Genomic DNA, 22,705 nt, shown 5'->3' on the forward strand with positions numbered 1-22,705 from the left:
CTGTCAGACGCGTGGCACCGGGGAAATCTTGCCCGGCCGGCGGAAAATCCTCGATGTCCCACCGGCGGGGCAGAATGGCGGGATGCGCTGGACCGTGCTCGACACGCCGATCGGCGAGTTCTCCGTCGCCACCGACGGGGAGGCGGTGTGCGGGGCGCACTTCGGCCGGCTGGAGCCGGCGGTCGAGGAGCCCGGCGACGCGCTGGCGGCCCGGGCGGTGACGGAGCTGCGGGCCTACTTCGCCGGTGAGCTGACGGAGTTCACGGTGCCGGTGGCGGCGCGGCGGGGCTCCGAGTTCGAGCGGGCGGTGTGGCGGGAGATGACCCGCATCCCGTACGGGGAGACGCTCACCTACGGCGAGGTGGCGCGGGCGGTCGGCGACCCGGGTGGCGCGCGGGCGGTGGGGGTGGCCTGCAACCGCAACCCGATCCCGGTGCTCGTGCCGTGCCACCGGATCGTCGGCGCGGGCGGCAAGCTGGTCGGCTTCGGCGGCGGGCTGCCGCGCAAGGTGACGTTGCTGGAGCTGGAGGCGGCGGTGGCCCTGCGCCGCGCCTGGTCGAGCTGACACCGCACAACTCGTCCGCCTCGGCCCGAGCGATTCTCGCCATCATCTGGCGACGGCGAGATCGGCTCGACCGACGCACCGAGGAGGAGACGTAGTGCCGAGCGTGGTTGACCAGCCCACGGACGAGTTATACAAATCTGGTATGGCCTTCACCCTGAACCTGAAGCCCGAGGTCGAGCAGCGGCTCAAGGAGCTCGCCGAGGCGGAGCACCGCTCGATGCACAAGACGGTCGAGGTGGCGGTGCAGGCGTACCTGGACCGGCACGAGCGCGACGAGTGGACCCGCCAGGCCGCCCAGCGGGTTCGTGAGCGCAACGCGGAGTTCTACGAGATGTTGGGCGACCGGTGACGCGCTCCTGGCCGGATGCGGAGGATCTACTGCTCCTGCTCGCCGGCAGCACGGCGTCCCGCACGATCGTGCGCGACGGCGGGACCCTCTTCGCCTCGGCCGCGCGGCCCCATGCCCACCTCCTGCAAGGGCGGGTCTATCCGACCCCGTTGGAACAGGCGGCGGCTCTTCTGCACGCGATCATGGTCTGGCGTCCGCTCGACATGTGGAACGCCAGTCTCGCCTGGACGGCGGCGGATGTCCGACTGGACCGCTCCGGCTTCGTCCTCGCCATGCCGGCCAAGGAGCGGATGGCGCTGACCGACGCGCTGACCAGCGGTGAGGTCGACTCGGTCGAGGAGTTGGCGCTGCGGCTGTCGCCGTACCTGGAGATGCCGGCCTGACCGGACGACGAGGGCCGGGTCCACGCGGACCCGGCCCTCGATGCTGCTGCGGTGTTCAGCGCGTCAGCGCTCGACCTCGCCGGCGATGAAGCCCTCGACGGCGGCGTGCGCGTCGTGGTCGGCGTACTGCACCGGCGGGGACTTCATGAAGTACGAGGAGGCCGAGAGGATCGGGCCACCGATCTTGCGGTCCAGCGCGATCTTCGCGGCCCGGACGGCGTCGATGATGACGCCGGCCGAGTTCGGCGAGTCCCACACCTCGAGCTTGAGCTCGGCGTTGAGCGGGGTGTCGCCGAAGGAGCGGCCCTCCAGGCGGATGTACGCCCACTTGCGGTCGTCGAGCCACGGCACGTGGTCCGACGGGCCGATGTGCACGTCGCTCTTGCTCATCTCGTGCGGGATCTGGGAGGTCACCGACTGGGTCTTCGAGATCTTCTTGGAGACCAGGCGGTTGCGCTCCAGCATGTTCATGAAGTCCATGTTGCCGCCGAAGTTGAGCTGGTACGTGCGCAGCAGCTCGACCCCGCGGTCCTCGAAGAGCTTCGCCAGGGCGCGGTGCACGATGGTGGCGCCGACCTGGCTCTTGATGTCGTCGCCGACGATCGGCAGGCCCGCGTCCTCGAACTTCTTGGCCCACTCCGGGTCGGAGGCGATGAAGACCGGCAGGGCGTTCACGAACGCGCAGCCCGCGTCGATCGCGGCCTGGGCGTAGAACTTGTCGGCCTGCTCCGAGCCCACCGGCAGGTAGGAGACGACCACGTCGACCTGCGCGTCGCGCAGCGCCTGGGCCACGTCGACCGGCTCCGCGCCGGACTCCTCGATGATCTCGCGGTAGTACTGCCCGAGACCGTCGAAGGTCGGGCCGCGCTGCACGGTGACGCCGGTCGGCGGCACGTCGCAGAGCTTGATGGTGTTGTTCTCGCTGGCCACGATCGCCTCGGCGAGGTCCATGCCCACCTTCTTGGCGTCCACGTCGAACGCCGCGACGAACGTCACGTCCGAGACGTGGTAGTCGCCGAAGGTGACGTGCATGAGACCCGGGACGCGGTCGTTCGGGTCGGCGTTCCGGTAGTACTCCACGCCCTGCACGAGGGACGAGGCGCAGTTACCCACACCGACGATGGCGACGCGGACGGAGCCCATAGCGTCTGCCTCCTTCTTCTTCATCACGGCCGCTCTTTCCTGGACGTTCCAGGCGGGGGCGGGTTGTTGTTGTCTCGTCGGCCGTCGGCCGTCCCGGGTTGCGGGGCGGCCGGGGCCCGGCCGGAGCGCTCGTTGGCGATGAGCTCCTCCAGCCAGCGAACCTCGCGCTCACAGGCGTCGAGCCCGTGACGTTGCAGTTCCAGGGTGTACGCGTCGAGTCGCTCGGCCGCCCGGCCCAGCACGTCGCGCAGTCCCTCGCGACGCTCCTCGATCGTGCGGCGGCGGCCCTCCAGAATGCGCAGGCGGGTCGCCCGGTCCGTGCGGGCAAAGAACGCGAAGTGCACGCCGAAACCCGTGTCGTCGTACGTCTCGGGGCCGGCCTGCGCGATGAGCTGGGCGAAGCGTTCCTTGCCCTCCGCGGTGATTTTGTAGACCACCCGACCTCGTCGGCTGGTCAGTGCGGGAACCTCCTCGGCGGTCGCGGGTGTCTCGGCGGCTTCGGTGATCCAGCCCGCCGCCTGCAGCCGGCGCAGGGTCGGGTAGAGCGAGCCGTAGCTGATCGCCGCCCGGATCGCACCGAGTTTGGCGGTCAACTCCTTGCGCAGCTCATAGCCGTGCATCGGAGACTCCTGCAGGAGGCCGAGGATGGCGAGCTCGAGCACGGGCCACCCTTCCTTACCCCCGACGCGGAGCGGTAACCGCCGCGATGTATCGGACCGATACATCGCACGTTAGTGCCTTCTCCAGGATCAGGGCAAACCCCGGTTCCGAGACGCCGGGGTCACGCATTGTGACGGTGGTCGCCTCGCGGTCGCCGACGGCGTACCCTTCTCCGCATGCGTACGCAGCGCCAGGTCGTCGACTACTCGCTCCAGAAGCGGGCAGTGCTGCGTGAACTCCTCGCCGGCCGGATCGGCACGTACGACGTCTGTGACGCCTCGCCGTACCTGAAGAACGCCGCTCGGTTCCATGGCGAGCCGACCGAGCACCGGTGCCCGATCTGCCGCAGCGAGAACCTGATCCACGTCCATTACATTTACGGGGACGAGCTCAAGCAGTCCGCCGGCCAGGCCCGCACCCGGGCCGAGCTGCCGGTGCTCGCGATGACGCTGCGTGAGTTCCAGGTCTTCGTGGTGGAGGTGTGCCCCGGCTGTGACTGGAACCATCTCGTCGAGCAGTTCCTGCTCGGCCGGGACGGGCTGGCCGGCGGCGTGGACGACGCGCCGGAGGACGCCGCCCCGGCACGGAGGCGAGAGGCGCAACGGTGACCACCGCTGATCCGATCGATCCCGGTACCGTGCATGTCTGGTGGAGCGATCGACGGATCCAGGGCCTGATTGGTCCGAATAGTTCAGATTGGACGCCTTCGGCGCGGCCCGGATCGGCCCGCGCCCGTGGTGTCTCAACTCACGGCAACCCGGTGGCGGCGCACCCGCGTCCCACCGCGACCGGCAGGGTGTGAGGAATGAGTTCGTACGGCGATCCCAGTTCCCAGCGTGGGCGGGCCCAGGTTCCGGGTGGCGACCCGGGGAACGGCTGGTCCGGTTCCGCCGGGTCCAGCGGTCGGGCCTCGGTCGGTGCGCGCGCCTCGGTCGGTGGCTCGGCCTCGGTGCCGGCGCAGGGCGCTGCCGCCGGTCGGGCCGGCTCGGGTCGGGCCTCCGTGCCGGCGCCCGGCGGCGGCTCCGGCCGCGCCACCGTGCCGGTCTCCCCGGCCCCGGGCGGTGGGCGCGCCTCGGTGCCGGTCTCGCCGGCTCCGGGCGGGCGGGCCTCCGTGCCGGTCTCCCCGGCCGGTGGACGCGCTGCGGTCGGGGTCGGCTCGGCCGGCCGGGCCAGTGTCGGCGCGGCCTCGGTCGGCGCCGCCTCCGTCGGCGGTCGGGCCGGTGTCGCCCGGGCGTCGGCTCCCCCGCCCGGCGGCGGACCGGGCGGTCCCGGCGGGCCGGGAGACTTCGGCGGCCCGGGCCGCCGCGGCCGCGGTGACCGCGACCCGGACGCCGTGGCGCGGGCGAAGAAGCGCCGCCGGATCAACCTGCTGATCGCCAGCTTCGCCGTCTTCATCATGCTGGCCGGCATCGGCGTCGTCGGGTTCACCTACTACTCGACCACGGTGGTGCTGCCCAAGGCCCTGCCGATGCCGCTCTCCACCACCGTCTACATGAGTGACGGCAAGACGGTCGCGGCCAAGCTGGGCAACCAGAACCGGCAGCTGATCAAGATCGATCAGATCCCGCAGTGGGTGCAGGACGCGGTCGCCGCCGCCGAGGACCGCAACTTCTACCGGCACGACGGCGTGGACTACAAGGGCATCGCCCGGGCCGCGTGGAACAACTTCAGCGGCGGCGACAAGCAGGGCGCGTCGACCATCACCCAGCAGTACGCCCGCAACGCCTACGACAGCCTGAAGGACGACACGTACGCCCGGAAGGTCAAGGAGGCCATCCTCGCCTCCAAGCTGAACGACCAGTTCACCAAAAAAGAGATCATGGAGCACTACCTCAACGTCATCTACTTCGGGCGTGGGGCGTACGGCATCGAGGCGGCGGCGCAGACCTACTTCGGTGTGCCGGCCAACAAGCTCAACGTGGCCCAGGCCGCGGTGCTCGCCGCGTTGATCAAGCAGCCGGTGGCCAGCACCACCCACCGGGGCTACGACCCGGCGGTCAACCTGCCGGACGCCCAGCAGCGGTGGACGTACGTGCTCGACGGGATGGCCGCCGAGGGCTGGTTGGACGCGGCGGACAAGCCGAAGCGGCCGACCAAGTACCCGAAGGTGCTCCCGCCGGACAAGGCCGGCTCGACCTCGTTCGGCGTCAAGACCCCGCGCGGCAACGTGATCAACTACGTCCGCAAGGAGATGGAGCAGTGGGGCATCTGCTCCAACTCGGGCGCGGAGGGCAAGCCGAGCTGCGTCGACGAGCTGCGCGACGGCGGCTACCGGATCACCACCACGCTCGACCCGAAGCTGCAGAAGTACGCCGAGCAGGCGGCGCGGCCGGCCCAGAAGGGGTCGGTGCTCAACGGCCAGCCCCCGAACCTGATGTCGGCGCTGGTCTCGATCGACCCGCGCAACGGCCGGGTGCTTGCCTACTACGGCGGTGACAGCGGCGCCGACTTCGACTACGCCGGCCTGAACACCGACAAGTACGGCGACCTGACCGGCGGCCACCCGCCGGGGTCGTCGTTCAAGATCTACACGCTGGCCGCCGCGATCAACGAGGGCATCTCGGTGAAGTCCTACTGGGATGCCACCCCGTTCAAGCCGGACGGCAAGAACGAGATCGGCAACGCCGGTCGCGGCGCCGGCGTCTGCGGCAAGTCCTGCACCCTGGAGCAGTCGACGATCAAGTCGTACAACGTGCCCTTCTACCACGTGGCGGAGAAGATCACCTTCGCCAAGGTGGTCGACATGGCCCGCCGGGCCGGCATCACCACCATGTGGAACACGGACGGCAAGATGTACAACCTGCTCAAGATGAAGCCGGAGGAGGCCGTCCGGGCCGGCTTCGACGGCTGGACCGCGTTCGGCAAGTACCCGGTCACCGTCCTCGACCACGCCAACGGTGTGGCCACCCTCGCCGCCCGCGGCACGTACAACAAGGCGCACTTCGTCCTCCGGATCCAGAAGCAGAACAGGGAGACCGGCAAGTGGCAGAACGTCAACGGTGAGAAGCTCGACCCGCAGGACCGGCTGCGCCCCGACGTGGTCGACGAGGTGACCGGCGTGCTCAAGCAGATCCCCGGGCCGAACGACGCCAAGCTGGAGAACGGGCGCGAGGCGGCGGCCAAGACCGGCACCTGGGAGTGGAACGGCACCAAGGACAACGCGCACGCCTGGATGATCGGCTACACCCCGCAGATCGCCACCGCCGTCTGGGTCGGCAGCAAGGACCCGAAGAAGCCGCGAATCTTCGACGACGAGAACGAGCGGGTCACCGGTGGTGGCAAGCACGGCCTGCCGGCCAAGGTCTGGAAGAAGTACATGAACGCGGCGCTCGACGGCAAGGACAAGGAGGAGCTGCCGAAGGTGCAGGGCATCGGCGACGACAACGCCGGCACCGGCGTCAAGCCGGCGCCCAAGCCCACCGGCCCGGTCTGCCCCGACCCGCTGAACCCGTTCTGCCCGCAGGACCCGCAGCAGCCGCAGCCCGAGCAGCCGACCTTCCCCGGCTTCCCGGGCGGTCCCGGCGGGCCGGGTGACGGCAACGGTGGTGGTCGCGGCGGTGGCCTGCTGCCGACCACACCACCCCGCTCCACGCCGTACTGACCGCACGACATGCGGCCGACGGCCGCCGGACCCACCCGTCCGGCGGCCGTCGGCCTTTCCGCGTACCGGAATCTCGGGCCGGCGGCGGGACGCGGACCCCCGACGTACGGCAGGATGCCTCTCCATGAGCACCCAGTCGACGCCCACCCCGGACGGGGCCGGCAGCACCGACCACCCGTCCCGCTCGGACGGTTTCGTCCGCGGTGCGTCCGAGCTGATCGGCGGCCCGGTCGGTGACCACGCCGTGACGCCGACGGACCACCAGGGGCGGTTCTGGACGGCCGCCCGGATCGTGCTGGCGCTCGCCTGCCTGACGCTCGCCCTGCACTGGGTGCAGAAGTCGCCCTGCCAGGACGGCGCCTGGCAGAACAACGTGCAGTACACCCGGATGTGCTACACGGACGTGCTGGCCCTCTACTACGCCGAGGGCCTGAACGAGGGCAAGGTGCCCTATGCCGACCACCCGGTGGAATACCCGGTGCTCACCGGCTACTTCATGGGCGCGCTCGGCCTGCCGGTGCACGCCCTCGGCGTCAACGACCCGACCATCAACCAGGGGCAGTGGTTCTACAACCTCAACGCGCTGGTGCTCGGCGCGCTGGCGGTGGCCACCGTGGCCACCATCCTCGCCCTGCGCCGCCGACGACCCTGGGACGCCGCGCTCTTCGCCCTGGCCCCCGCGCTGTTCCTCACCGCCACCGTCAACTGGGACCTGCTCGCCATCGCACTTGCCGCGTTCGGGCTGCTGGCCTGGGCCCGCGCCGGCACCAGCCGACACGCGACACCGCTTGTCGTCCTGGCCGGCGTCCTGCTCGGGCTCGGCGGCGCGGCCAAGATGTGGCCGCTGTTCCTGCTCGGGCCGATCCTGGTGCTGGCCGTCCGCGCCGGCCGGATCGTGGCCGGCCTGCTGTCCGTCGCCGCGGCCGTGGCGACCGTGGTGCTGGTGAACCTGCCGGCGGCGACCCGCTACCCGGAGAACTGGGGCCGGTTCTTCGAACTGAACACCACCCGGCCGATCGACTGGGGCACCCTCTGGTACATCGGCCGCTACGCCGACGGCCGGATCGGCGACCCCGCCAAGCAGGGGCCGTTCGAGTGGCTGAACAACAACATCCCCACCCTCAACTGGGTCTCGTACCTGCTGTTCGGGCTGGCCTGCGTCGGGGTGGCCGCGCTGGCGCTGCTGGCCCCGCGCCGGCCGCGCCTGGCCCAGCTCGCCTTCCTGGTGGTGGCCGCGTTCCTGATCTTCAGCAAGGTCTGGTCGCAGCAGTTCGTGCTCTGGCTGCTGCCGCTGGTGGTGCTGGCCCGGCCGCGCTGGGGCGCCTTCCTGGCCTGGCAGGTCGCCGAGATCGGCTACTTCGCCGCGTTCTACGGCGAGCTGCTCGGCACGGCCAACAACCGCCCGGTCTTCCCCGAAGGGGTGTTCGTGCTGGCCGCCTCCCTGCGGCTCGGCACGGTGGTGCTGCTCTGCGTGCTGGTGATCCGGGAGATCCTGCACCCCGAACGGGACGCGGTCCGGCGCACCTACGCCGACGATCCGGACGGCGGCGTCCTGGACGGCGCCGACGACGCCCCCTGGCACCAGCGCTGGCGACACCGCCACCGGGAACCGGCCCCCGAACCGGTCCCCGCCACCACCACCTGATCCTGGACGGGATCAGAGCCGGTAGACGACCGCCGACCCGACCTCCGAGCGGGTGACCCCGAGACCGTCGACCGGCTCGTCCACCACCCGCTCCCAGGGGGTGCCGGCCAGGTGGTCGCGCAGCAGCACCACGTTGCGCACCCCGAGGGTGCGCAGGTAGTCGACGCTTACCTGGTCCGGGAAGGTCAGCGTCACCCGGCGGACCTCGTCGAGCTGGGTCGGGGTGAAACCGCTGCCGCCGTTGACCACCTGCTGGAAGCGCGAGGTCGACCAGAGCATCACCGGCTGGTCGAGGTTCTGGCTGCTGGGCAGCACCAGGAGCGGGCCGTCCACCGTGCGCATCGCGGCGGGCTGCTCGGGCACCACCGGATGCGGCGTGGCGTTCACCCCCTCGACGGCCACCAGCAGCAGCGGCAGCAGGGTGGCCAGCCGCAGCCACACCCCCGGCCGGTACGGGGGCCGCTCGGCGGCGATCTCGCCCACCCGCTCGGCGAACGCACTGACCGCGCCCGCGGCGAGCAGACCGAGCAGCAGCGTGGCCCAGAGCATCATCCGGCCCGGCGTGCGCAACCCGTTCCAGCCGGGCAGGTAGTCGAAGAGCGGCACGTAGGTGAAGGTGCCGCCGAAGAACCGGGTGCCCATCGCCAGCGCCATGGTGACCACCACCCCGGCCAGCAGCAGCAGCCGGTGCCGCAGCCGCCACACCGAGAAGAACAGGCCCCCCGCCGCCAGCGCGTACAGCACGAAGCCGGGCAGCAGGGTCATCTCCGGCGGCCAGGGCAGCGCCGCCCGGGCCCCCTCGTGCAGGGCCCCCCAGATCCGCGACTCGGCCGGCGCGGTGAACAGGCCGCCCGCCGGGGGCGAGTAGATGGCGATGTCGCCGATGGTGCGCTGCGCGTTCGGGTGCAGCTCGGCCACCTTGAAATACGGAATGGACAGCAACGCCCCGACCGCGGCGAAGACCACCCCGCCGATCAGGTCGGCGACGAGCAGCCGGGCACCGAACACCGGCCGGCGCACCAGCCACCGCACCGCCGCCACCAGCACCACACCCGCCAGCACGTACGCGAACGCCAGGCCGATGCCGAAGCCCAGGCTGAGCTGCCAGGCGGCCACCAACCAGCCCGCGTACACCCAGCCGGGGCGGCGCCGGTCGGGGCGGTAACCGTGGCGCAGCGACCAGCCGTGCCCCCGGGCCAGCATGGCCAGCGCCAGCGGGATGCCGCCGTTGGAGACGATGTGCAGGTGCCCGGCCTGGGCCAACAGCCACGGCGCGTACGTGAAGCTGACCCCGGCCACCGCCGCGCCGATCCGGCCGGAGCCCAGCTGACGCGCCAGCGCGTACGCCCCGAACGTGGCCAGCGCGTGGGCCAGCACGAAGATGATGTTGTAGCGCAGCACGGCGGCGTCGGGGCCGGTGCCGATCAGGCCGGCCGGCGCGTAGCCGAGCAGCATGTCGGAGAAGGCGAAGCTCCAGGGCTCCGGGAAGAACGTGTTGGACTGGAACAACCGCGCCGGGTCGGTCAGCAGGATGTGCCCGGACCAGGCCATCTGCCACGACTGCAGGCTCGGGTCCCAGTAGTCCTGGGGCAGCGTGTAGCGCGGGTAGCGCAGAGCGGGCCAGGTCAGCAGGACCGCCAGGCCGACCGCGCCGAGCGCGGCCAGCGTCCACTCGTGGGCCAGGAAACGGCCGACCCGGCCACGGGCCCGCCCCAGCCGGGTGAGCTGCCGCGCGGGGGCCGGGCCGAACGACTCCCAGCGGTCGGGTTCGGCCTTACCTGCGGGAGAAGCCTGGTCGGCCGCGGCGCCGGCGGCGGGTTTCGCGGCGGCGTCGGACCCGTCCCCGGGTTTCGTGTCGGCGTCGGATCCGTTCCCGGGCTTCGCGGCGGCGCCGGACCTGTCACCGGTTGGGCCGTTCCCGGCGGACCTGTTCCCGGCGGTCCCGCCTCCGGCCGACCCGTTCCCGGCGGACCCGGCGACGGCACCGGCGGCGCTCGGGCCGGCGGTCGGTTCCTTGCCGGTGGGCTCCTGGCTGGGGCCAGCCGCCGCTTTCTCAGCGGTGCGGGCCTGGCCGGGGTCGGCGCCCGTCTCCTTGTCGGTGCGGGCCTGGCGGGGGTCGGCCGCCGATCCGTTTGCGGTGGTGCCGGGGCTCGCGTCCGGTGCCGTGCCGGTGGGTGGCTGGCTGCCGGGGGCCGATCCGTTGGTGGTGGGGCCCTGGCCGGCGGCGGCCCGCGCGGGCTCGCCGTGCCCCGGCGGGGACCCGCCGGCGTCCGCGGCGGACTGCTCGGTGGTCATGCGGCGGGGCTCCCGCCCAGCTGCTCGCGCAGGAAGTCGATGTCCGCGCCCTGGCCGGCCGCGCCACCGGGCGTCTCGACCACCACCGGCGCCCCGGCGGCACGGATCACCGCGACCACCAGCTCCGGGTCGATGGTGCCGCCACCGAGGTTGTCGTGCCGGTCCTGGCCGGAGTTGAACGCCCCCTTGGAGTTGTTGGCGTGCACCAGGTCGATCCGCCCGGTGATCGCCTTGACCCGGTCGACCAGGCCGAGCAGGTCCTCCCCGCCGGCGTGCGCGTGGCAGGTGTCCAGGCAGAAGCCGACCTCGTACTCCCCGACGGCGTCCCAGAGCCGGGCCAGCGCGTCGAGTCGGCGAGCGCAGGCGTTGTCGCCGCCGGCGGTGTTCTCGATCAGGACGGGCAGCTTGAACCCGCCGGTCTCCGCCGCGTACGCGAACGTCTTGCGCCAGTTGTCGAAACCGACCGTCAGGTCGGCGCCGGAGTTGACGTGCCCGCCGTGCACGATCAGCCCCTGCGCGCCGATGGCCGCCGCCGCGTCGGCGTGCCCGACCAGCAGCTTGCGGCTGGGGATGCGGATCCGGTTGTTGAGCGTGGCGACGTTGATCACGTATGGCGCGTGGACGTAGAGGTCGACGTCGGCGGCGCGCAGCCGGTCCGCGTCCTCCCGCGGCTTCGGGGCCTTCCAGCCCTGCGGGTCGGAGAGGAAGAACTGGACGGTGTCGGCGCCGCGGGCGGCTGCCTCAGCCAGCGGGTCGGCCGAATCGACGTGAGCTCCGATACGCATGCCCGGGAGCCTACGTCGCCACCCTGACGCGCGGTGCGACGGCGGCGGGGAGTCGCGGACCCGGGTGTCGCGTCACCGGCTGCCCGGCGGGTCGTTGACCCGGATGGATGTACGGCGGTGCCGGGTGCGGGTGGCCGAAGGTGGGGTCGCTGCACCGAATATCCCGAAAACCCCGACACATGACGAAAACCCCGGTAGCGTCTCATAACAACACAACAAAGCTCCGCGGGGCGTCTTCGGTCCAACCTCATCGGTGTGGTCGTTCCTCCCCAGGTCCCACCCAAGGAATGCGGACGGGACGCCCTGCGGCCTCGTGGACGGGGGTCCGGTCCCGGCGCTCGACGCCGGTGCCGGGCCCCCGTCGCCACGTCCGGCCGGGCCGCTCCGACCTGCCCGGTCATGATCGTCCGGACCGGGTATTCTGGTCCGGTTGTCCGCGCCCGGCCGGGGCCGACCCGGTGCGAGCGGGCACGACGCACGACCTCCTGCCACGGAAGGACCGTGGCCGCATAGCCCACAGGAGGTGAGCACGTCTTGCGTCATTACGAAGTCATGGTGATCCTCGACCCCAGCCTCGAGGAGCGCACCGTCGCCCCGTCGCTCGACACGTACCTGAACGTGATCCGGACCGCGGGTGGCTCGGTGGAGAAGACGGACGTGTGGGGCCGCCGGCGCCTCGCGTACGAGATCAACAAGAAGGCCGAGGGCATCTACGCCGTCGTCGACCTCCAGGCGACGCCGGAGGCCGTGGCCGAGCTGGACCGTCAGCTGCGACTCAACGAGTCCGTGCTGCGCACCAAGGTCATCCGGCCGGAGATGCGCTAAGCAATCCACCCCAGTTCGCCCGGACCTGCCTCATCGGCTCTGTCGTACGGCTCTGAGAGCCTGTGACGGACCTGATGAGTGCGCGAGGAGATGGTCATGGCAGGAGACACCACCATCACGGTCATCGGCAATCTGACCGATGACCCCGAGTTGCGGTTCACCCCGTCCGGCGCGGCGGTCGCCAAGTTCCGGGTCGCTTCGACGCCCCGGTTCATGGACAAGGCCTCCGGCGAGTGGAAGGACGGCGAGCCACTCTTCCTGGCGTGCACGGTGTGGCGGCAGGCGGCGGAACACGTCGCCGAGTCGCTGCAACGAGGCGCCCGCGTGATCGTCTCGGGTCGGCTGCGCCAGCGGTCGTACGAGACCCGCGAGGGTGAGAAGCGCACCGTCATCGAGCTCGAGGTCGACGAGATCGGCCCGTCGCTGCGCTACGCCACGGCGAAGGTGCAGAAGATGTCTCGCTCCGGCGGTGGTGGCGGCGGCTTCGGCTCCGGTGGTGGTGGCAACCAGGGTGGCGGCGGAGGCAACTTCGACGACCCCTGGGCCTCGGCCGCACCCAGTCCCTCCCGCTCCGGTTCGGGCGGCAACTTCGACGAGGAGCCTCCGTTCTAATGGCGCCGAGCGCCCGCGATCGCAAACCAGGAGCAAGGTCAATGGCCAAGGCTGCGGCACTTCGCAAGCCGAAGAAGAAGGTGAACCCGCTCGACAAGGACGGGATCACCTATATCGATTACAAGGACACCGCGCTGCTGCGCAAGTTCATCTCCGACCGCGGCAAGATCCGCGCTCGGCGGGTGACCGGCGTGACCTCGCAGCAGCAGCGGCAGATCGCCCGTGCGGTCAAGAACGCCCGCGAGATGGCGCTCCTGCCGTACACCGCCACGGCGCGCTGAGAGGGGGCACCGACATGAAGATCATCCTGACTCAGGAGGTGTCCGGCCTCGGCACCCCGGGCGACATCATCGAGGTGAAGGACGGCTACGGCCGTAACTACCTGCTGCCGCAGGGCTTCGCCATCGCCTGGACCAAGGGCGCGGAGAAGCAGGTCACCCTGATCAAGCGGGCCCGCGGGGCCCGGGAGATCCGCGACCTGGACCACGCCAACGAGGTCAAGGCCCAGCTCGAGGGCCTCAAGGTCAGCCTGAAGGCCCGCGCCGGCGACGGTGGCCGGCTCTTCGGCTCGGTCACCCCGGCCGAGATCGTCGAGGCCGTCAAGACCGCCGGCGGACCGGTCCTCGACCGCCGCCGGCTGGAGACGCCCGGTCACATCAAGTCGACCGGCACCTACCCGGTCAGCATCAAGCTGCACCCCGAGGTGACCGCCAAGTTCGACCTCAACGTCGTCCAGGGCTGACACCACACCGCACCACCGAAAGGGCCCGCACCGGCATCCGGTGCGGGCCCTTTCGCGTCGCATCCGAGGCGGCGTCGCATCCGAGGCGGCGTCGCATCCGAGGCGGCGTCGCATCCGAGGCCGCGTCAGCCGATCGGCTGCCCGGTCACCGCGCTGATCAGCACGGTGGAAAGCCCACCACCGACCACGGCCGCGGCCAACGCCACGGTCGTGGACCGCCACGTCGTACCGACCCGACGCAACACCACCGCCACCACCAGGCTGCTCAGCAGCGCCAACCCGAACCGCGGCGCGCCCGCGATCAGCGAACCCAGCGCGTGCGCCCGCGGCGAGTCACAACCACCGCCGCTGATGTCCGTCACGCAACCCGCCGGCGCCGACCCGTCCAAGGTCAGCAACCACAGGAAGACCAGCACCGCCGGCACCAGATAACAGGCCGCCGTGTAGACCAGCGGACGCAGCGGACCCCCCGGATCCGGGTCCAGCAGGTCGTCCTCCAGCCGGCGACCCCACACCCCGCTGCCCACCGCGTCGATGCGCTGCCGCCACGACCCCGAGTCCACCGGCCCGCCCGCACGGTCCACCGACGGCCGGCGCGGCGCGACCCGGGGACGCGGCGCCGGGTAGCCCACCACCGGCGACCGCGGCGCGGACGGCGGCGCGTCCACCCACCGCGGATCGTCACCGGCCAACCGGGTGCCCGTCCAGAACCCGTCCACCTGCTCCCGCCAGGGCCAGCCCGTGGTCGGCTCCACCGGCTCGGCGCGAGCCGTCCCGCCCCACCGCGCCGCCTCCGCGCGGTCCGGACCCTCGGCAGCCGCCGTACCCCAGCGGCCCGCGCCCGCGCCGTCCCACTCGGCGCGACCCCGGCCGTCGGGCCGGTCCCACCGGCCCGCACCGTCCCACTCGGCGGTGTCGGTGAAGCGGTCCCACTGCCCGGTGCTGTCACCCTGGTCCCACCGCCCGGCCGACGCGGACCGATCCCAGCCGTCCGCGCCGGAGCCCTGCCAGGCGTGCACCCCGGACGCGTCCCACGGGTCCACCGCGGGCGGCTGCTCCGGCTCCACCTCGGCCGCGCGGCTCCACGGGTCGACCGCGGGTGACTGCTGCGGCTCCGGCTCCGGCGCGCGGCTCCACGGATCCACCGCCGGCCCCGCCTCCAGCGCCCGCCGGCTCCGCCGGGTCGGACGCACCGGCTCGGCCCCCGCCTCCGGCTCGTCCCCGCCCGACCAGGTCACCTGCGGCCGGCGGGTGGACGAGCGGCGCGGCCGGGTCGTCGGCACCGCCCCGGACACCGGCTCGCCGTCGCCCGAACCGGCCCGCCGGCTACCGACGTACCCCTGCTCCTGTGGGCGGTCGAAGGTCCACTCGCTTGTGTGCTCCGACTCCGGGCCGGCCCCGATCGCGCGCAGCCCGGTCGAGCCCCGATCGGCGCGGCCACCCTGCCAGCCCGACCCGGACGCCGGGGCCTCAACCTCGTCGTCGTCCGGCGCCGCGTGCCGCCCCCGCCCGTCCGCGCGGGTCACCCCCGACTCCACCGCCCAGCGGGGAAGGTAGGCGTCCACCGGATCCTGGTCGCGCTCGCCGGCCCGACGCCGACCTTGCGGATGGTCACCTACCGGCTCCGACCAGTAGGCGTCGGTCGGGAGCGTCTCGCGAGCGTCGACCCAGCCGCCGATCGGTCGACGCTCACGCGGGCTGCCCTCCCCGCGCTCCCAGTCCCGGTAACTCACGGCCGGAGCGTGACCTTTCTCAACCGAAAGTGCAATCCGCTGTCCAGGTGTAGCCGTTCGCCGAGATAGTACGGGAAAACCGGCCGGAAAGCCTCACCGGAAAATTCTCCTCCACAGGCTGGGGATCACGTTTCAGCAGTTCAGAGCGATGCGGCCCGGAATTCCCCATCCGTTTTCCACAGGCTGTGCACACGCTGCGCACACCCTTGCCCACCGGCGTCCACAGGTTGTCCCGAGGCTCGTCCACCGGCGTTGTTGAGCGGCTGACCTCGGGTTCCGTATCGTGAGGCACCGACCGGTCGCGCGATGCCCCCCGATCGACCGCACCGGTCCGATCGGAAGTTGTCGCACCCCGCCGGTAGAGCTGGTAGACGACCTGACGCAGTGGAGGGGGATCCGTGTCGGTCACCGATGACGTACGGGCGGAGCCCCGCGCCGGCGGGCAACCGCCCGCGCCCCGCGACGGCCAGTTCGACCAGCGCGACGCCCCCTTCGAGAAGACCCCACCCCAGGACGTCGCCGCCGAGCAGTGCGTCCTCGGCGGCATGCTCCTCTCCAAGGACGCCATCGCCGACGTCGTCGAGATCCTCAAGACCAACGACTTCTACCGGCCCGCGCACGCCACCATCTTCGACACCATCCTCGACATCTACGGCCGGGGCGAGCCGGCCGACGCGATCACCGTGGCCGCGGCCCTCGCCGACGCCGGTGACCTCGCCCGGATCGGCGGCGCGCCCTACCTGCACACCTGCATGTCCGCCGTGCCGACCGCGGCGAACGCCGCCTACTACGCCCGGATCGTCGGCGAGCGGGCCGTGCTGCGCCGGCTGGTCGAGGCCGGCACCCGGATCGTCCAGCTCGGCTACGGCACCGCGGCCGGCGGCAGCCGGGACGTCGACGACGTCGTCGACCTGGCCCAGCAGGCGGTCTACGAGGTCACCGAGAAGCGGGTCAGCGAGGATTTCGCCATCCTCGCCGACATGCTCCAGCCCACCCTCGACGAGATCGAGGCGGTCGGCGCGCAGGGCGGCGTGATGACCGGCGTGCCGACCGGCTTCACGGATCTGGACCGGCTGCTCAACGGCCTGCACCCGGGGCAACTCATCATCGTGGCCGGCAGACCTGGTCTGGGTAAGGCGCTCGCCCTGGACACCCCACTGCCCACACCCGAAGGCTGGACCACCATGGGTGAGGTCAAAGCCGGCGACCGGCTGCTGGCCGCCGACGGTACGCCGACCACCATCACCGCCGCCTTCGACGTCCTGCACGACCGACCCTGCTTCGAGGTGGAGTTCTCCGACGGCAGTGTGATCGTTGCCGACGCCGAGCACCTCTGGAAGACGACCACCCGCGCCCGCCGACGCCAACCCGCCCCCGCGACACGGTCCTACTGGCCGGATGAGGCGCTGTCGCGGGTCCGGGCGGCGGCTACGACAGCCGCCGCGGAGCCGGCCCGGCCGGTCACCCTCGCCCAGACCCTGGACCTGGTCGGCCCCGAGTTCAAGAACGTGCTGCACACCGTGGCCCGGGACGTGGGCGCCAACGGCCGCGTCAGCCGGCCGGTGACCCGGGCCGGCAAGGTGCGGAACTGGACCGCCCCTGGCTACCCGGCTGGACCGCTGCTGACCCGGCTGCCTGACCGGGCGGAGGGCGCGATCAACGCTGGTGCTCGGGCGACCCACGACGGCGTCGTCACCACCGCCGAGATCGCGGCGACCCTGCGTACCGGCTCCGATGGCCGGCTCAACCACGCGGTCGAGAACTGCGGACCGCTCCAACTGCCTGACCGGGAACTTCCCGTGCCGCCGTACACCCTCGGCGTCTGGCTCGGAGACGGGCACGTCGGGGCCAGCCGCTTCACCACCGCCGACCCCGAGATGGTGATGCACGTAGAGCAGGACGGGTTCACTGTCCGGCCCAGTGGGCCGATGCATCACACCATCGTCCTGCCCCAGCCACCGGCCCGCGCCGACCGGCGGTGCATCGACTGCGGCGTCACCACGCGAGCGCTGCGCGAGAACCCGGCGGTCCGGCGCTGCGCCCACTGCCGTCGCCGGCACGGCTCTTTCCTGGCCCTGCTCCGCGCGGGCGGACTGTCGAGCGACAAGCACATCCCGGCGGCCTACCTGCGGTCCTCCGAGTCCCAGCGACGCGCCCTGCTGGCCGGTCTGATGGACACCGACGGCACGGTCGCCCCGGCAGGCAACCTGCAGTACACGTCGACCTCGAAGCGGTTGGCGGAGGACGTTCGTGAGCTGGTGGTGAGCCTTGGCTACCGGTGCACGGTCAACGAGAGAGCGGTGCGTGGTCGCACCGAGAAGTCGTCGACCGCGTACACCGTGAACTTCTCCACGCCCGACCCGGTGTTCCGGCTGAGCCGGAAACGGGATGCGCACGCCGCTCGCCGGCGGACCGCGTCCGATGTCCGGACAAGTTCCCGGTACATCGTGGCGGTCCGGCCGGTGGCCAGCGTGCCGGTCCGCTGCGTGACGGTGGACAACCCGGAGCACCTCTATCTGGCCGGCCGCTCGATGATCCCGACGCACAACAGCACGGCCAGCATGGACTTCGCCCGAAATGCGGCCATCAGGGCCAACCAGGCGGCGGCGATCTTCTCGCTGGAAATGAGCAAGGTCGAGATCGTCATGCGACTGCTCTCGGCCGAGGCCCGGGTGCCGCTGCACGTGCTGCGCAGCGGGCAGCTCTCCGACGACGACTGGACCAAGCTGGCCCGCTGCATGGGTGAGATCAGCGAGGCGCCGCTCTTCGTCGACGACACGCCGAGCATGAACCTGATGGAGATCCGGGCCAAGGCGCGGCGGCTCAAGCAGAAACACGACCTCAAGATGATCGTGGTCGACTACCTCCAGCTGATGACCTCGCCGAAGCGCACCGAGAGCCGGCAGCAGGAGGTCGCGGACCTGTCCCGTGGCCTGAAGCTGCTGGCCAAGGAGGTCGAGTGCCCGGTGATCGCGGTCAGTCAGCTGAACCGTGGCCCCGAACAGCGTACGGACAAGCGACCCCAGTTGTCCGATCTGCGTGAATCGGGATCAATTGAGCAGGATGCCGACGTTGTCATCCTGCTCCATCGCGACGACTATTACGACAAAGAATCGCCGCGGGCCGGAGAGGCGGATTTCATCGTCGCCAAGCACAGGAATGGCCCGACCGATTCCATAACGGTCGCCGCGCAACTCCATCTGTCCCGTTTCGTAGACATGGCAATTGTCTGACAAGGGAAGCCATGGCTCTTTCCGAGGCGCAGATAGCAGACGTCATCAACCGTGCCGGCCGAGGTGAGAGTCTGACCGATATCGCCCAGAAATACGGTGTCACCCGGCAGGCGGTGCACGGACTGCTGCACCGCCGCGGCATACCCGCCCAGGCGCACCGGAAAGCTCACCGACCCTCAGCGTGAAATGGTCGTCCAGCGCTACCAGGTAGGTAGTTCGGCCGCCCAGATTGCCCGAGAGGTTGGCATTTCGGAGCCAGCGGTCCGGGGCCTCCTGCTCCGCCGGGGTGTGCCGCTCCGGATGCGCACCCTCCGGCACGATGCCTTTGACGACCTGACGCCAGAGACCTGCTATTGGCTCGGGTTTCTCTTCGCCGACGGGTCGGTGACGCATCGCCCGGGTCATCTCCCTTCGGTGTCGGTGGGGCTGGCCGCGTGCGATCGCGACCACCTGGTGGCGCTGCGGACATTCCTCGGTTCGACCAACAGCATCTCGGCCCCGAATCCCAAGCTGCGCTCCTGTCAGTTTTCGATGCGATCGCTGCAACTCGCCAACCGGCTCCTGGAACTCGGTCGTTACACCGGCCCGGTGAATGGCCAATTGACATCCTCCCGTGACTTCTGGCCCGGGTTCGTGGACGGCGACGGGTCCATCGGAGCCTACGCAAAAAGGCCAGGTGGGCCGTTGGTGCCCCAGTTCCGGCTGGTCGGGCGGCCCCGAATGCTCGAACCGTTTCTCGCCTTCCTCTCCGAGCGAGTGGCCTGCAACCTCACGCTGCGGCCCCACAAGACCATTTGGACGGTCGGGACGACCGGCCGCCCGGCCCGGGAAATCGTCGATCTGCTCTACCGGGACGCCGTCGTGGCGCTGCGCCGCAAGGCGGAGCGGGCCGCGCTGATCGCGCCCGGCCGAGCCGCGCGCTGACCCACGAAGGCAAGCAACTCAGCCGAGCAGCGGAAACCACCCCGCCGCCTCGCCCAACTCCATCCGGTCCCGCTCGGTCAACGGCTCCCGGCCGGTCGCCTTGCGCAGATATTCGGCGTCGTCCCATCCGGCCGGCCGGACCGCGTCGTCGCTGAGCAGCCCGTCCATGGTGGCCACCGCGACCGCGGTGGCGAGCTGGCCGGGCGGCGGCGCGGCCGGCAGGTCGACGGTCAGGTCGAGGTGGTGCACGACCGCCTCGGTGGTCAGGGTGGCCAGGAAGTCGGGGATGCGGAGCACGTGCCCCTGGGTGGTGATGCAGCCGTCGGGTCGGTGCGCCACGGCGGCGCCGGCGGCCCGGACCGCGGCGGGGGCGGTGTCGCACCAGTGCCGGACGATCTCGGTGGGCCGGTCGAAGGCGGCGGCGGAGCGCCGGGCCCACCAGGCGTGCCGGGCGTCGCGGTCGTCGCCGGCCGGGAAGGAGCGCCAGTAGCTGACGTCGTCGGTGTCGGGGGGCCCGTCGGCGGGGCTGGCGAGGGCGACCAGCGCGCGCTGCGCGTCGCAGAGCAGGTGGAAGAGCAGGTCGGCGACGACCCAGCCGTGGCAGCGGGTCGGCCGTTGCAGGTCGGTGTCGTCGCAGTCGGTGACGACCCGGATGATCCCGTCGTAGGCCTGTGCCAGCGCGATGTGCTGCCCGTGCGGCGTCATGGGGTGCAGCCTGCCACGGTGGGTGCGGTTCGGCAGGGCGGATCGGGGGCCGGTTGGGCCGGCCCCCGACCGGCGGTCAGCCGAACATGTCGTCGAGGAAGCCCTTGCGCTTCTTGCGCCGGTAGTGGCCGTGGTAGCCGTAGTGCTGTTGCTGCTGCCCGTGGCCGTAGGCGGGCTGCGGCGGGTAGCCGTGGCCGGGTGGCGGGGGCGGTGGGGGCACCGCGCCGTAGCCCGGCTGGTGGGCGGGCGGCGGCGGGGGCGGGGCGTAGCCGCCCTGGGCGGGGGCCTGCGGACCGGGGCCGGCCTGCTGCTGCTGGCTCCAGTTGGCTTCCGCTTCGAAGAGTTTTTCGAGTTCGCCGCGATCGAGGAAGATCCCCCGGCATTCGCCGCACTGGTCGATGACGACTCCGCTGCGCTCGTACTGGCGCATGTCTCCGTGACACTTGGGACAGGTGAGCTGCATCATCCGACGGTACCCGGTGCGGTCACCCAACTGCCGCCAGCGCGTCGGTCACCTCGTCGTCGGAGACCTCGTGGAAGTCGTCGTAGTAGGCGCTGACCGCGCCGAACTCGGGTGGTCGCTGGACGCAGACGACCAGGTCGGCTTCGGCGGAGAGCATCTCGTACGCCTCCTGTGCGCCGACCGGCACCGCGACCACGACCCGGCGCGCGCCGAGGTGGCGGGCGACCTGCACGGCGGCGCGGGCGGTGGCGCCGGTGGCCAGCCCGTCGTCGACGATCACCGCGGTCCGGCCGGCGAGGTCCAGCGGTGGTCGGCCGTCCCGGTAGCGGGCCTCGCGGCGGTCCAGTTCGGTCTGTTCGCGGCGTTGGACCTCGGCCATTTCGTCGGCGCCGAGTCGGGCGGCGACCTGGTCGTTGAGCACGCGTACGCCGCCGGGACCGAGCGCGCCGAAGGCCACCTCGGGGGCCCACGGCATGCCGAGCTTGCGGACCACCAGGACGTCCAGCGGGGCGCCGAGCCGTTCGGCCACCACCCGGGCCACCGGTACGCCGCCGCGGACCAGGCCGAGCACGATGACGTCCGGTTGCCCGGTCAGGTCGGTGAGCCGGTCGGCGAGCTGGCGGCCGGCGTCCTCGCGATCGTGGTAGCTGCTCATGTCCTCAGGTCTACGCCGTGTGTGCGGTTCCCGCCCGGGAGTCGGGCGAACCGGACGCGGATGGGCCGGTTCGCGGCGCAGTGCGGGTGCCCAGGCCAGCAGGGCGAGCGGGTAGAGCAGGTAGCCGAAGCGGGTGGCGGGCATCAGCAGAATGGCGGCGAGCAGCCCGTACCCGCAGATGAGCGCGGCGGCGGTGGCCGTGCGGGGCGGGCGGCGGGCGAGCCGGACGGCGATGGCCGCTCCGGCGGCGAGCAGCAGCGCGGTGGCGATCAGCCGGCCGGCGGGCAGCGCGGTGGCGATGAGGTGGCCGGGGAACGGTGAGGCGGCCGGGCTGGTGACGAGGCCGTGGCCGAGTGGGAAGCGCAGCACGTTCTCGAGCAGTGCGTCCCGGTCGACGAGCAGCGCGGGGAGCAGGGCGAGCACCGGGAGGCCGAGGGCGCCGGCGGTGAACCGGGTGGCGCGGCGGTGGGTGGCGGCCCAGCAGAGCAGGACGAGGGCGATGGGCCAGGCGAAGAGTTTCAGCGCGCCGGCGGCGCCGACCGCGACGCCGGCCGCGCCGGTCCGGCCGGTGGCGGCGTATGCGAGGGCGAGCAGGCAGAGGGCGAGGACGGGCAGGTCGTCGCCGCCGGTGGCGAGGGTGAGCGCGGCGACGGGCAGCACGGTGGCGGCCTGCACGCCGCGCAGCAGCAGGTCGCCGCCGGGCCGGTCGGCGGAATGGCCGGCCCGGCGCAGGGTGGTCACGGCGAGGGCGAGCAGCAGTGCGGTGGCCAGCGCGAACCAGATCCGGGCGTCGGTCCACCAGGCGTCGCTGGCGGCGCGGGGCAGCCCGAACAGCGCCATGCCCGGTTGGTACGGGGTGTAGCCGAGGAGCCGTTCGTCGGGGGGCAGGGCGGCGATGGCGTGGTGGCCGAGGTAGGGCGTGCCGTGGTCGGCGAGTCGTTGGCCGGCGTGTTCGACGACGACCACCTCTTCCTGGGCCCGGTCGGTGCGTCCGGCGGCGCGCTGGATGCTCTGCACGAGCACGGGCAGCAGGGCGGTGGCGGCCCAGGCGGCGGCGGTGACCGTCCAGCGGGCCCGCCGGTTGGCGAGCGGGGTGTCGGGTCGGGTCCGCCGGGCGAGTAGTTGGCCGGCGGCGGCGAGCGCGACGAGCAGGTAGCCGGCGCTGGCGACGGCTCCCCAGGCGCGGTGCGGGGGGAGGGTGGAGGTGGCGGCGGTGATGGCGGCGAAGGCGGCGGAGGTGGCGTAGAGGGCGAGGTCGAGGGCGAGTCCGCCGGCCGCGGCGTCCAGCCGGTGCCAGCGGTCGAGCCGGTCGGTGGCCTGGTCGGGGGCGGCGGTCACGCCGGCAAGTGTGGCAGACGGCGGGTGCCGGACCGGCTCGACCGCTGGC

The 22,705-nt window shown here is 71.9% G+C and carries 20 protein-coding genes and 1 pseudogene; 12 read left to right on the forward strand and 9 right to left on the reverse strand.

What is annotated here, in order from left to right; all coding sequences use genetic code 11:
• The first annotated feature begins 82 nt into the window (after positions 1-82).
• The 3 genes from K7640_RS17290 to K7640_RS17300 all read left to right on the forward strand — a co-directional run bounded on the left by K7640_RS17290 (position 83) and on the right by K7640_RS17300 (position 1,297).
• Positions 83-565: a methylated-DNA--[protein]-cysteine S-methyltransferase gene (locus tag K7640_RS17290; protein WP_222955884.1), complete on the forward strand. Its 483-nt coding sequence runs from the start codon at positions 83-85 to the stop codon at positions 563-565.
• Positions 566-707: 142 nt separating this feature from the next.
• A complete protein-coding gene (locus K7640_RS17295) occupies positions 708-914 on the forward strand; it encodes a ribbon-helix-helix domain-containing protein (protein WP_222955885.1) in 207 nt (68 codons plus the stop codon).
• Positions 911-1,297 (forward strand): hypothetical protein, encoded by a 387-nt coding sequence (locus K7640_RS17300; protein WP_222955886.1) that lies wholly within the window; start codon positions 911-913, stop codon positions 1,295-1,297. Before K7640_RS17295 ends, K7640_RS17300 begins: the two co-directional genes overlap by 4 nt.
• A gap of 63 nt (positions 1,298-1,360) precedes the next feature.
• Here K7640_RS17300 and K7640_RS17305 read toward each other — a convergent pair whose 3' ends face one another.
• Together K7640_RS17305 and K7640_RS17310 are read right to left on the reverse strand one after the other, a co-directional pair.
• On the reverse strand, positions 1,361-2,440 hold the full coding sequence (locus K7640_RS17305) for an inositol-3-phosphate synthase (RefSeq protein ID WP_222955887.1): 1,080 nt from the start codon (positions 2,438-2,440) through the stop codon (positions 1,361-1,363).
• Between the two features lie 23 nt (positions 2,441-2,463).
• A complete protein-coding gene (locus K7640_RS17310; protein ID WP_222955888.1) occupies positions 2,464-3,102 on the reverse strand; it encodes a PadR family transcriptional regulator in 639 nt (212 codons plus the stop codon).
• A 174-nt stretch (positions 3,103-3,276) separates the two neighbouring features.
• Between K7640_RS17310 and K7640_RS17315 the strand changes: the two genes are divergently transcribed.
• The 3 genes from K7640_RS17315 to K7640_RS17325 all read left to right on the forward strand — a co-directional run bounded on the left by K7640_RS17315 (position 3,277) and on the right by K7640_RS17325 (position 8,346).
• The gene (locus K7640_RS17315; protein ID WP_222955889.1) at positions 3,277-3,708 is read left to right on the forward strand and encodes a DUF5318 domain-containing protein; all 432 of its coding nucleotides are present in this window, start codon (positions 3,277-3,279) and stop codon (positions 3,706-3,708) included.
• Between the two features lie 197 nt (positions 3,709-3,905).
• Positions 3,906-6,701, forward strand: a complete 2,796-nt coding sequence (locus tag K7640_RS17320; RefSeq protein WP_222955890.1) for a transglycosylase domain-containing protein — start codon at positions 3,906-3,908, stop codon at positions 6,699-6,701.
• Positions 6,702-6,825: 124 nt separating this feature from the next.
• Positions 6,826-8,346 carry a glycosyltransferase family 87 protein gene (locus K7640_RS17325; RefSeq protein WP_222955891.1) on the forward strand — a complete coding sequence of 507 codons (1,521 nt, stop codon included), beginning with the start codon at positions 6,826-6,828 and terminating at the stop codon, positions 8,344-8,346.
• Between the two features lie 12 nt (positions 8,347-8,358).
• Here the strand turns inward: K7640_RS17325 and K7640_RS17330 are convergent, their stop codons facing one another.
• Positions 8,359-10,641: a hypothetical protein gene (locus tag K7640_RS17330; RefSeq protein ID WP_255609288.1), complete on the reverse strand. Its 2,283-nt coding sequence runs from the start codon at positions 10,639-10,641 to the stop codon at positions 8,359-8,361.
• The gene (locus K7640_RS17335; RefSeq protein ID WP_222955892.1) at positions 10,638-11,426 is read right to left on the reverse strand and encodes a deoxyribonuclease IV; all 789 of its coding nucleotides are present in this window, start codon (positions 11,424-11,426) and stop codon (positions 10,638-10,640) included. The genes K7640_RS17330 and K7640_RS17335 overlap by 4 nt, the downstream gene beginning before the upstream one ends.
• Before the next feature lie 534 nt (positions 11,427-11,960).
• On the opposite strand from K7640_RS17335, the gene rpsF reads away from it, so the two are divergent.
• The 4 genes from rpsF (at position 11,961) to rplI (ending at position 13,605) form a co-directional block, all read left to right on the forward strand.
• Positions 11,961-12,251 (forward strand): 30S ribosomal protein S6, encoded by a 291-nt coding sequence (rpsF, locus tag K7640_RS17340; RefSeq protein ID WP_088643630.1) that lies wholly within the window; start codon positions 11,961-11,963, stop codon positions 12,249-12,251.
• A gap of 78 nt (positions 12,252-12,329) precedes the next feature.
• On the forward strand, positions 12,330-12,863 hold the full coding sequence (locus K7640_RS17345) for a single-stranded DNA-binding protein (protein WP_222955893.1): 534 nt from the start codon (positions 12,330-12,332) through the stop codon (positions 12,861-12,863).
• A 41-nt stretch (positions 12,864-12,904) separates the two neighbouring features.
• Positions 12,905-13,144, forward strand: a complete 240-nt coding sequence (gene rpsR / locus K7640_RS17350; protein ID WP_007073789.1) for a 30S ribosomal protein S18 — start codon at positions 12,905-12,907, stop codon at positions 13,142-13,144.
• Between the two features lie 14 nt (positions 13,145-13,158).
• Positions 13,159-13,605 (forward strand): 50S ribosomal protein L9, encoded by a 447-nt coding sequence (gene rplI / locus K7640_RS17355; RefSeq protein WP_222955894.1) that lies wholly within the window; start codon positions 13,159-13,161, stop codon positions 13,603-13,605.
• Positions 13,606-13,730: 125 nt separating this feature from the next.
• Here rplI and K7640_RS17360 read toward each other — a convergent pair whose 3' ends face one another.
• Positions 13,731-15,338 (reverse strand): hypothetical protein, encoded by a 1,608-nt coding sequence (locus K7640_RS17360; RefSeq protein WP_222955895.1) that lies wholly within the window; start codon positions 15,336-15,338, stop codon positions 13,731-13,733.
• A gap of 398 nt (positions 15,339-15,736) precedes the next feature.
• Between K7640_RS17360 and dnaB the strand changes: the two genes are divergently transcribed.
• Both dnaB and K7640_RS17370 read left to right on the forward strand, forming a co-directional pair.
• Entirely contained in the window at positions 15,737-18,571 is a 2,835-nt protein-coding gene (dnaB, locus tag K7640_RS17365) for a replicative DNA helicase (protein WP_222955896.1), read from the forward strand.
• 300 nt (positions 18,572-18,871) lie between these two features.
• A complete protein-coding gene (locus K7640_RS17370; RefSeq protein ID WP_222955897.1) occupies positions 18,872-19,495 on the forward strand; it encodes a hypothetical protein in 624 nt (207 codons plus the stop codon).
• 18 nt (positions 19,496-19,513) lie between these two features.
• Here K7640_RS17370 and K7640_RS17375 read toward each other — a convergent pair whose 3' ends face one another.
• The 4 genes and pseudogenes from K7640_RS17375 to K7640_RS17390 all read right to left on the reverse strand — a co-directional run.
• A complete protein-coding gene (locus K7640_RS17375) occupies positions 19,514-20,200 on the reverse strand; it encodes a maleylpyruvate isomerase N-terminal domain-containing protein (protein WP_222955898.1) in 687 nt (228 codons plus the stop codon).
• Between the two features lie 76 nt (positions 20,201-20,276).
• The gene (locus tag K7640_RS17380) at positions 20,277-20,666 is read right to left on the reverse strand and encodes a zf-TFIIB domain-containing protein (protein ID WP_222955899.1); all 390 of its coding nucleotides are present in this window, start codon (positions 20,664-20,666) and stop codon (positions 20,277-20,279) included.
• A 19-nt stretch (positions 20,667-20,685) separates the two neighbouring features.
• Positions 20,686-21,318, reverse strand: coding sequence for a phosphoribosyltransferase (locus K7640_RS17385; RefSeq protein ID WP_222956037.1), 633 nt, complete (start codon positions 21,316-21,318; stop codon positions 20,686-20,688).
• A pseudogene (locus K7640_RS17390) lies at positions 21,319-22,656 on the reverse strand (glycosyltransferase 87 family protein); the annotation flags it as partial.
• Positions 22,657-22,705 lie beyond the last annotated feature (49 nt).

This window comes from Micromonospora sp. PLK6-60, from assembly GCF_019890675.1.
Taxonomy (GTDB): domain Bacteria; phylum Actinomycetota; class Actinomycetes; order Mycobacteriales; family Micromonosporaceae; genus Micromonospora.

What these genes read in the sequence shown, in the direction of transcription:
- K7640_RS17290 (WP_222955884.1), top strand. Translation starts at nt 83, where the DNA reads ATGCGCTGGACCGTGCTCGACACGCCGATCGGCGAGTTCTCCGTCGCC.
- K7640_RS17370 (WP_222955897.1), top strand. Translation starts at nt 18,872, where the DNA reads ATGCGCACCCTCCGGCACGATGCCTTTGACGACCTGACGCCAGAGACC.
- rplI (WP_222955894.1), top strand. Translation starts at nt 13,159, where the DNA reads ATGAAGATCATCCTGACTCAGGAGGTGTCCGGCCTCGGCACCCCGGGC.
- K7640_RS17330 (WP_255609288.1), bottom strand. Translation starts at nt 10,641, where the DNA reads ATGACCACCGAGCAGTCCGCCGCGGACGCCGGCGGGTCCCCGCCGGGG.
- K7640_RS17325 (WP_222955891.1), top strand. Translation starts at nt 6,826, where the DNA reads ATGAGCACCCAGTCGACGCCCACCCCGGACGGGGCCGGCAGCACCGAC.
- K7640_RS17335 (WP_222955892.1), bottom strand. Translation starts at nt 11,426, where the DNA reads ATGCGTATCGGAGCTCACGTCGATTCGGCCGACCCGCTGGCTGAGGCA.
- K7640_RS17380 (WP_222955899.1), bottom strand. Translation starts at nt 20,666, where the DNA reads ATGATGCAGCTCACCTGTCCCAAGTGTCACGGAGACATGCGCCAGTAC.
- K7640_RS17375 (WP_222955898.1), bottom strand. Translation starts at nt 20,200, where the DNA reads ATGACGCCGCACGGGCAGCACATCGCGCTGGCACAGGCCTACGACGGG.
- K7640_RS17320 (WP_222955890.1), top strand. Translation starts at nt 3,906, where the DNA reads ATGAGTTCGTACGGCGATCCCAGTTCCCAGCGTGGGCGGGCCCAGGTT.
- rpsR (WP_007073789.1), top strand. Translation starts at nt 12,905, where the DNA reads ATGGCCAAGGCTGCGGCACTTCGCAAGCCGAAGAAGAAGGTGAACCCG.
- K7640_RS17385 (WP_222956037.1), bottom strand. Translation starts at nt 21,318, where the DNA reads ATGAGCAGCTACCACGATCGCGAGGACGCCGGCCGCCAGCTCGCCGAC.
- K7640_RS17305 (WP_222955887.1), bottom strand. Translation starts at nt 2,440, where the DNA reads ATGGGCTCCGTCCGCGTCGCCATCGTCGGTGTGGGTAACTGCGCCTCG.
- K7640_RS17295 (WP_222955885.1), top strand. Translation starts at nt 708, where the DNA reads ATGGCCTTCACCCTGAACCTGAAGCCCGAGGTCGAGCAGCGGCTCAAG.
- K7640_RS17315 (WP_222955889.1), top strand. Translation starts at nt 3,277, where the DNA reads ATGCGTACGCAGCGCCAGGTCGTCGACTACTCGCTCCAGAAGCGGGCA.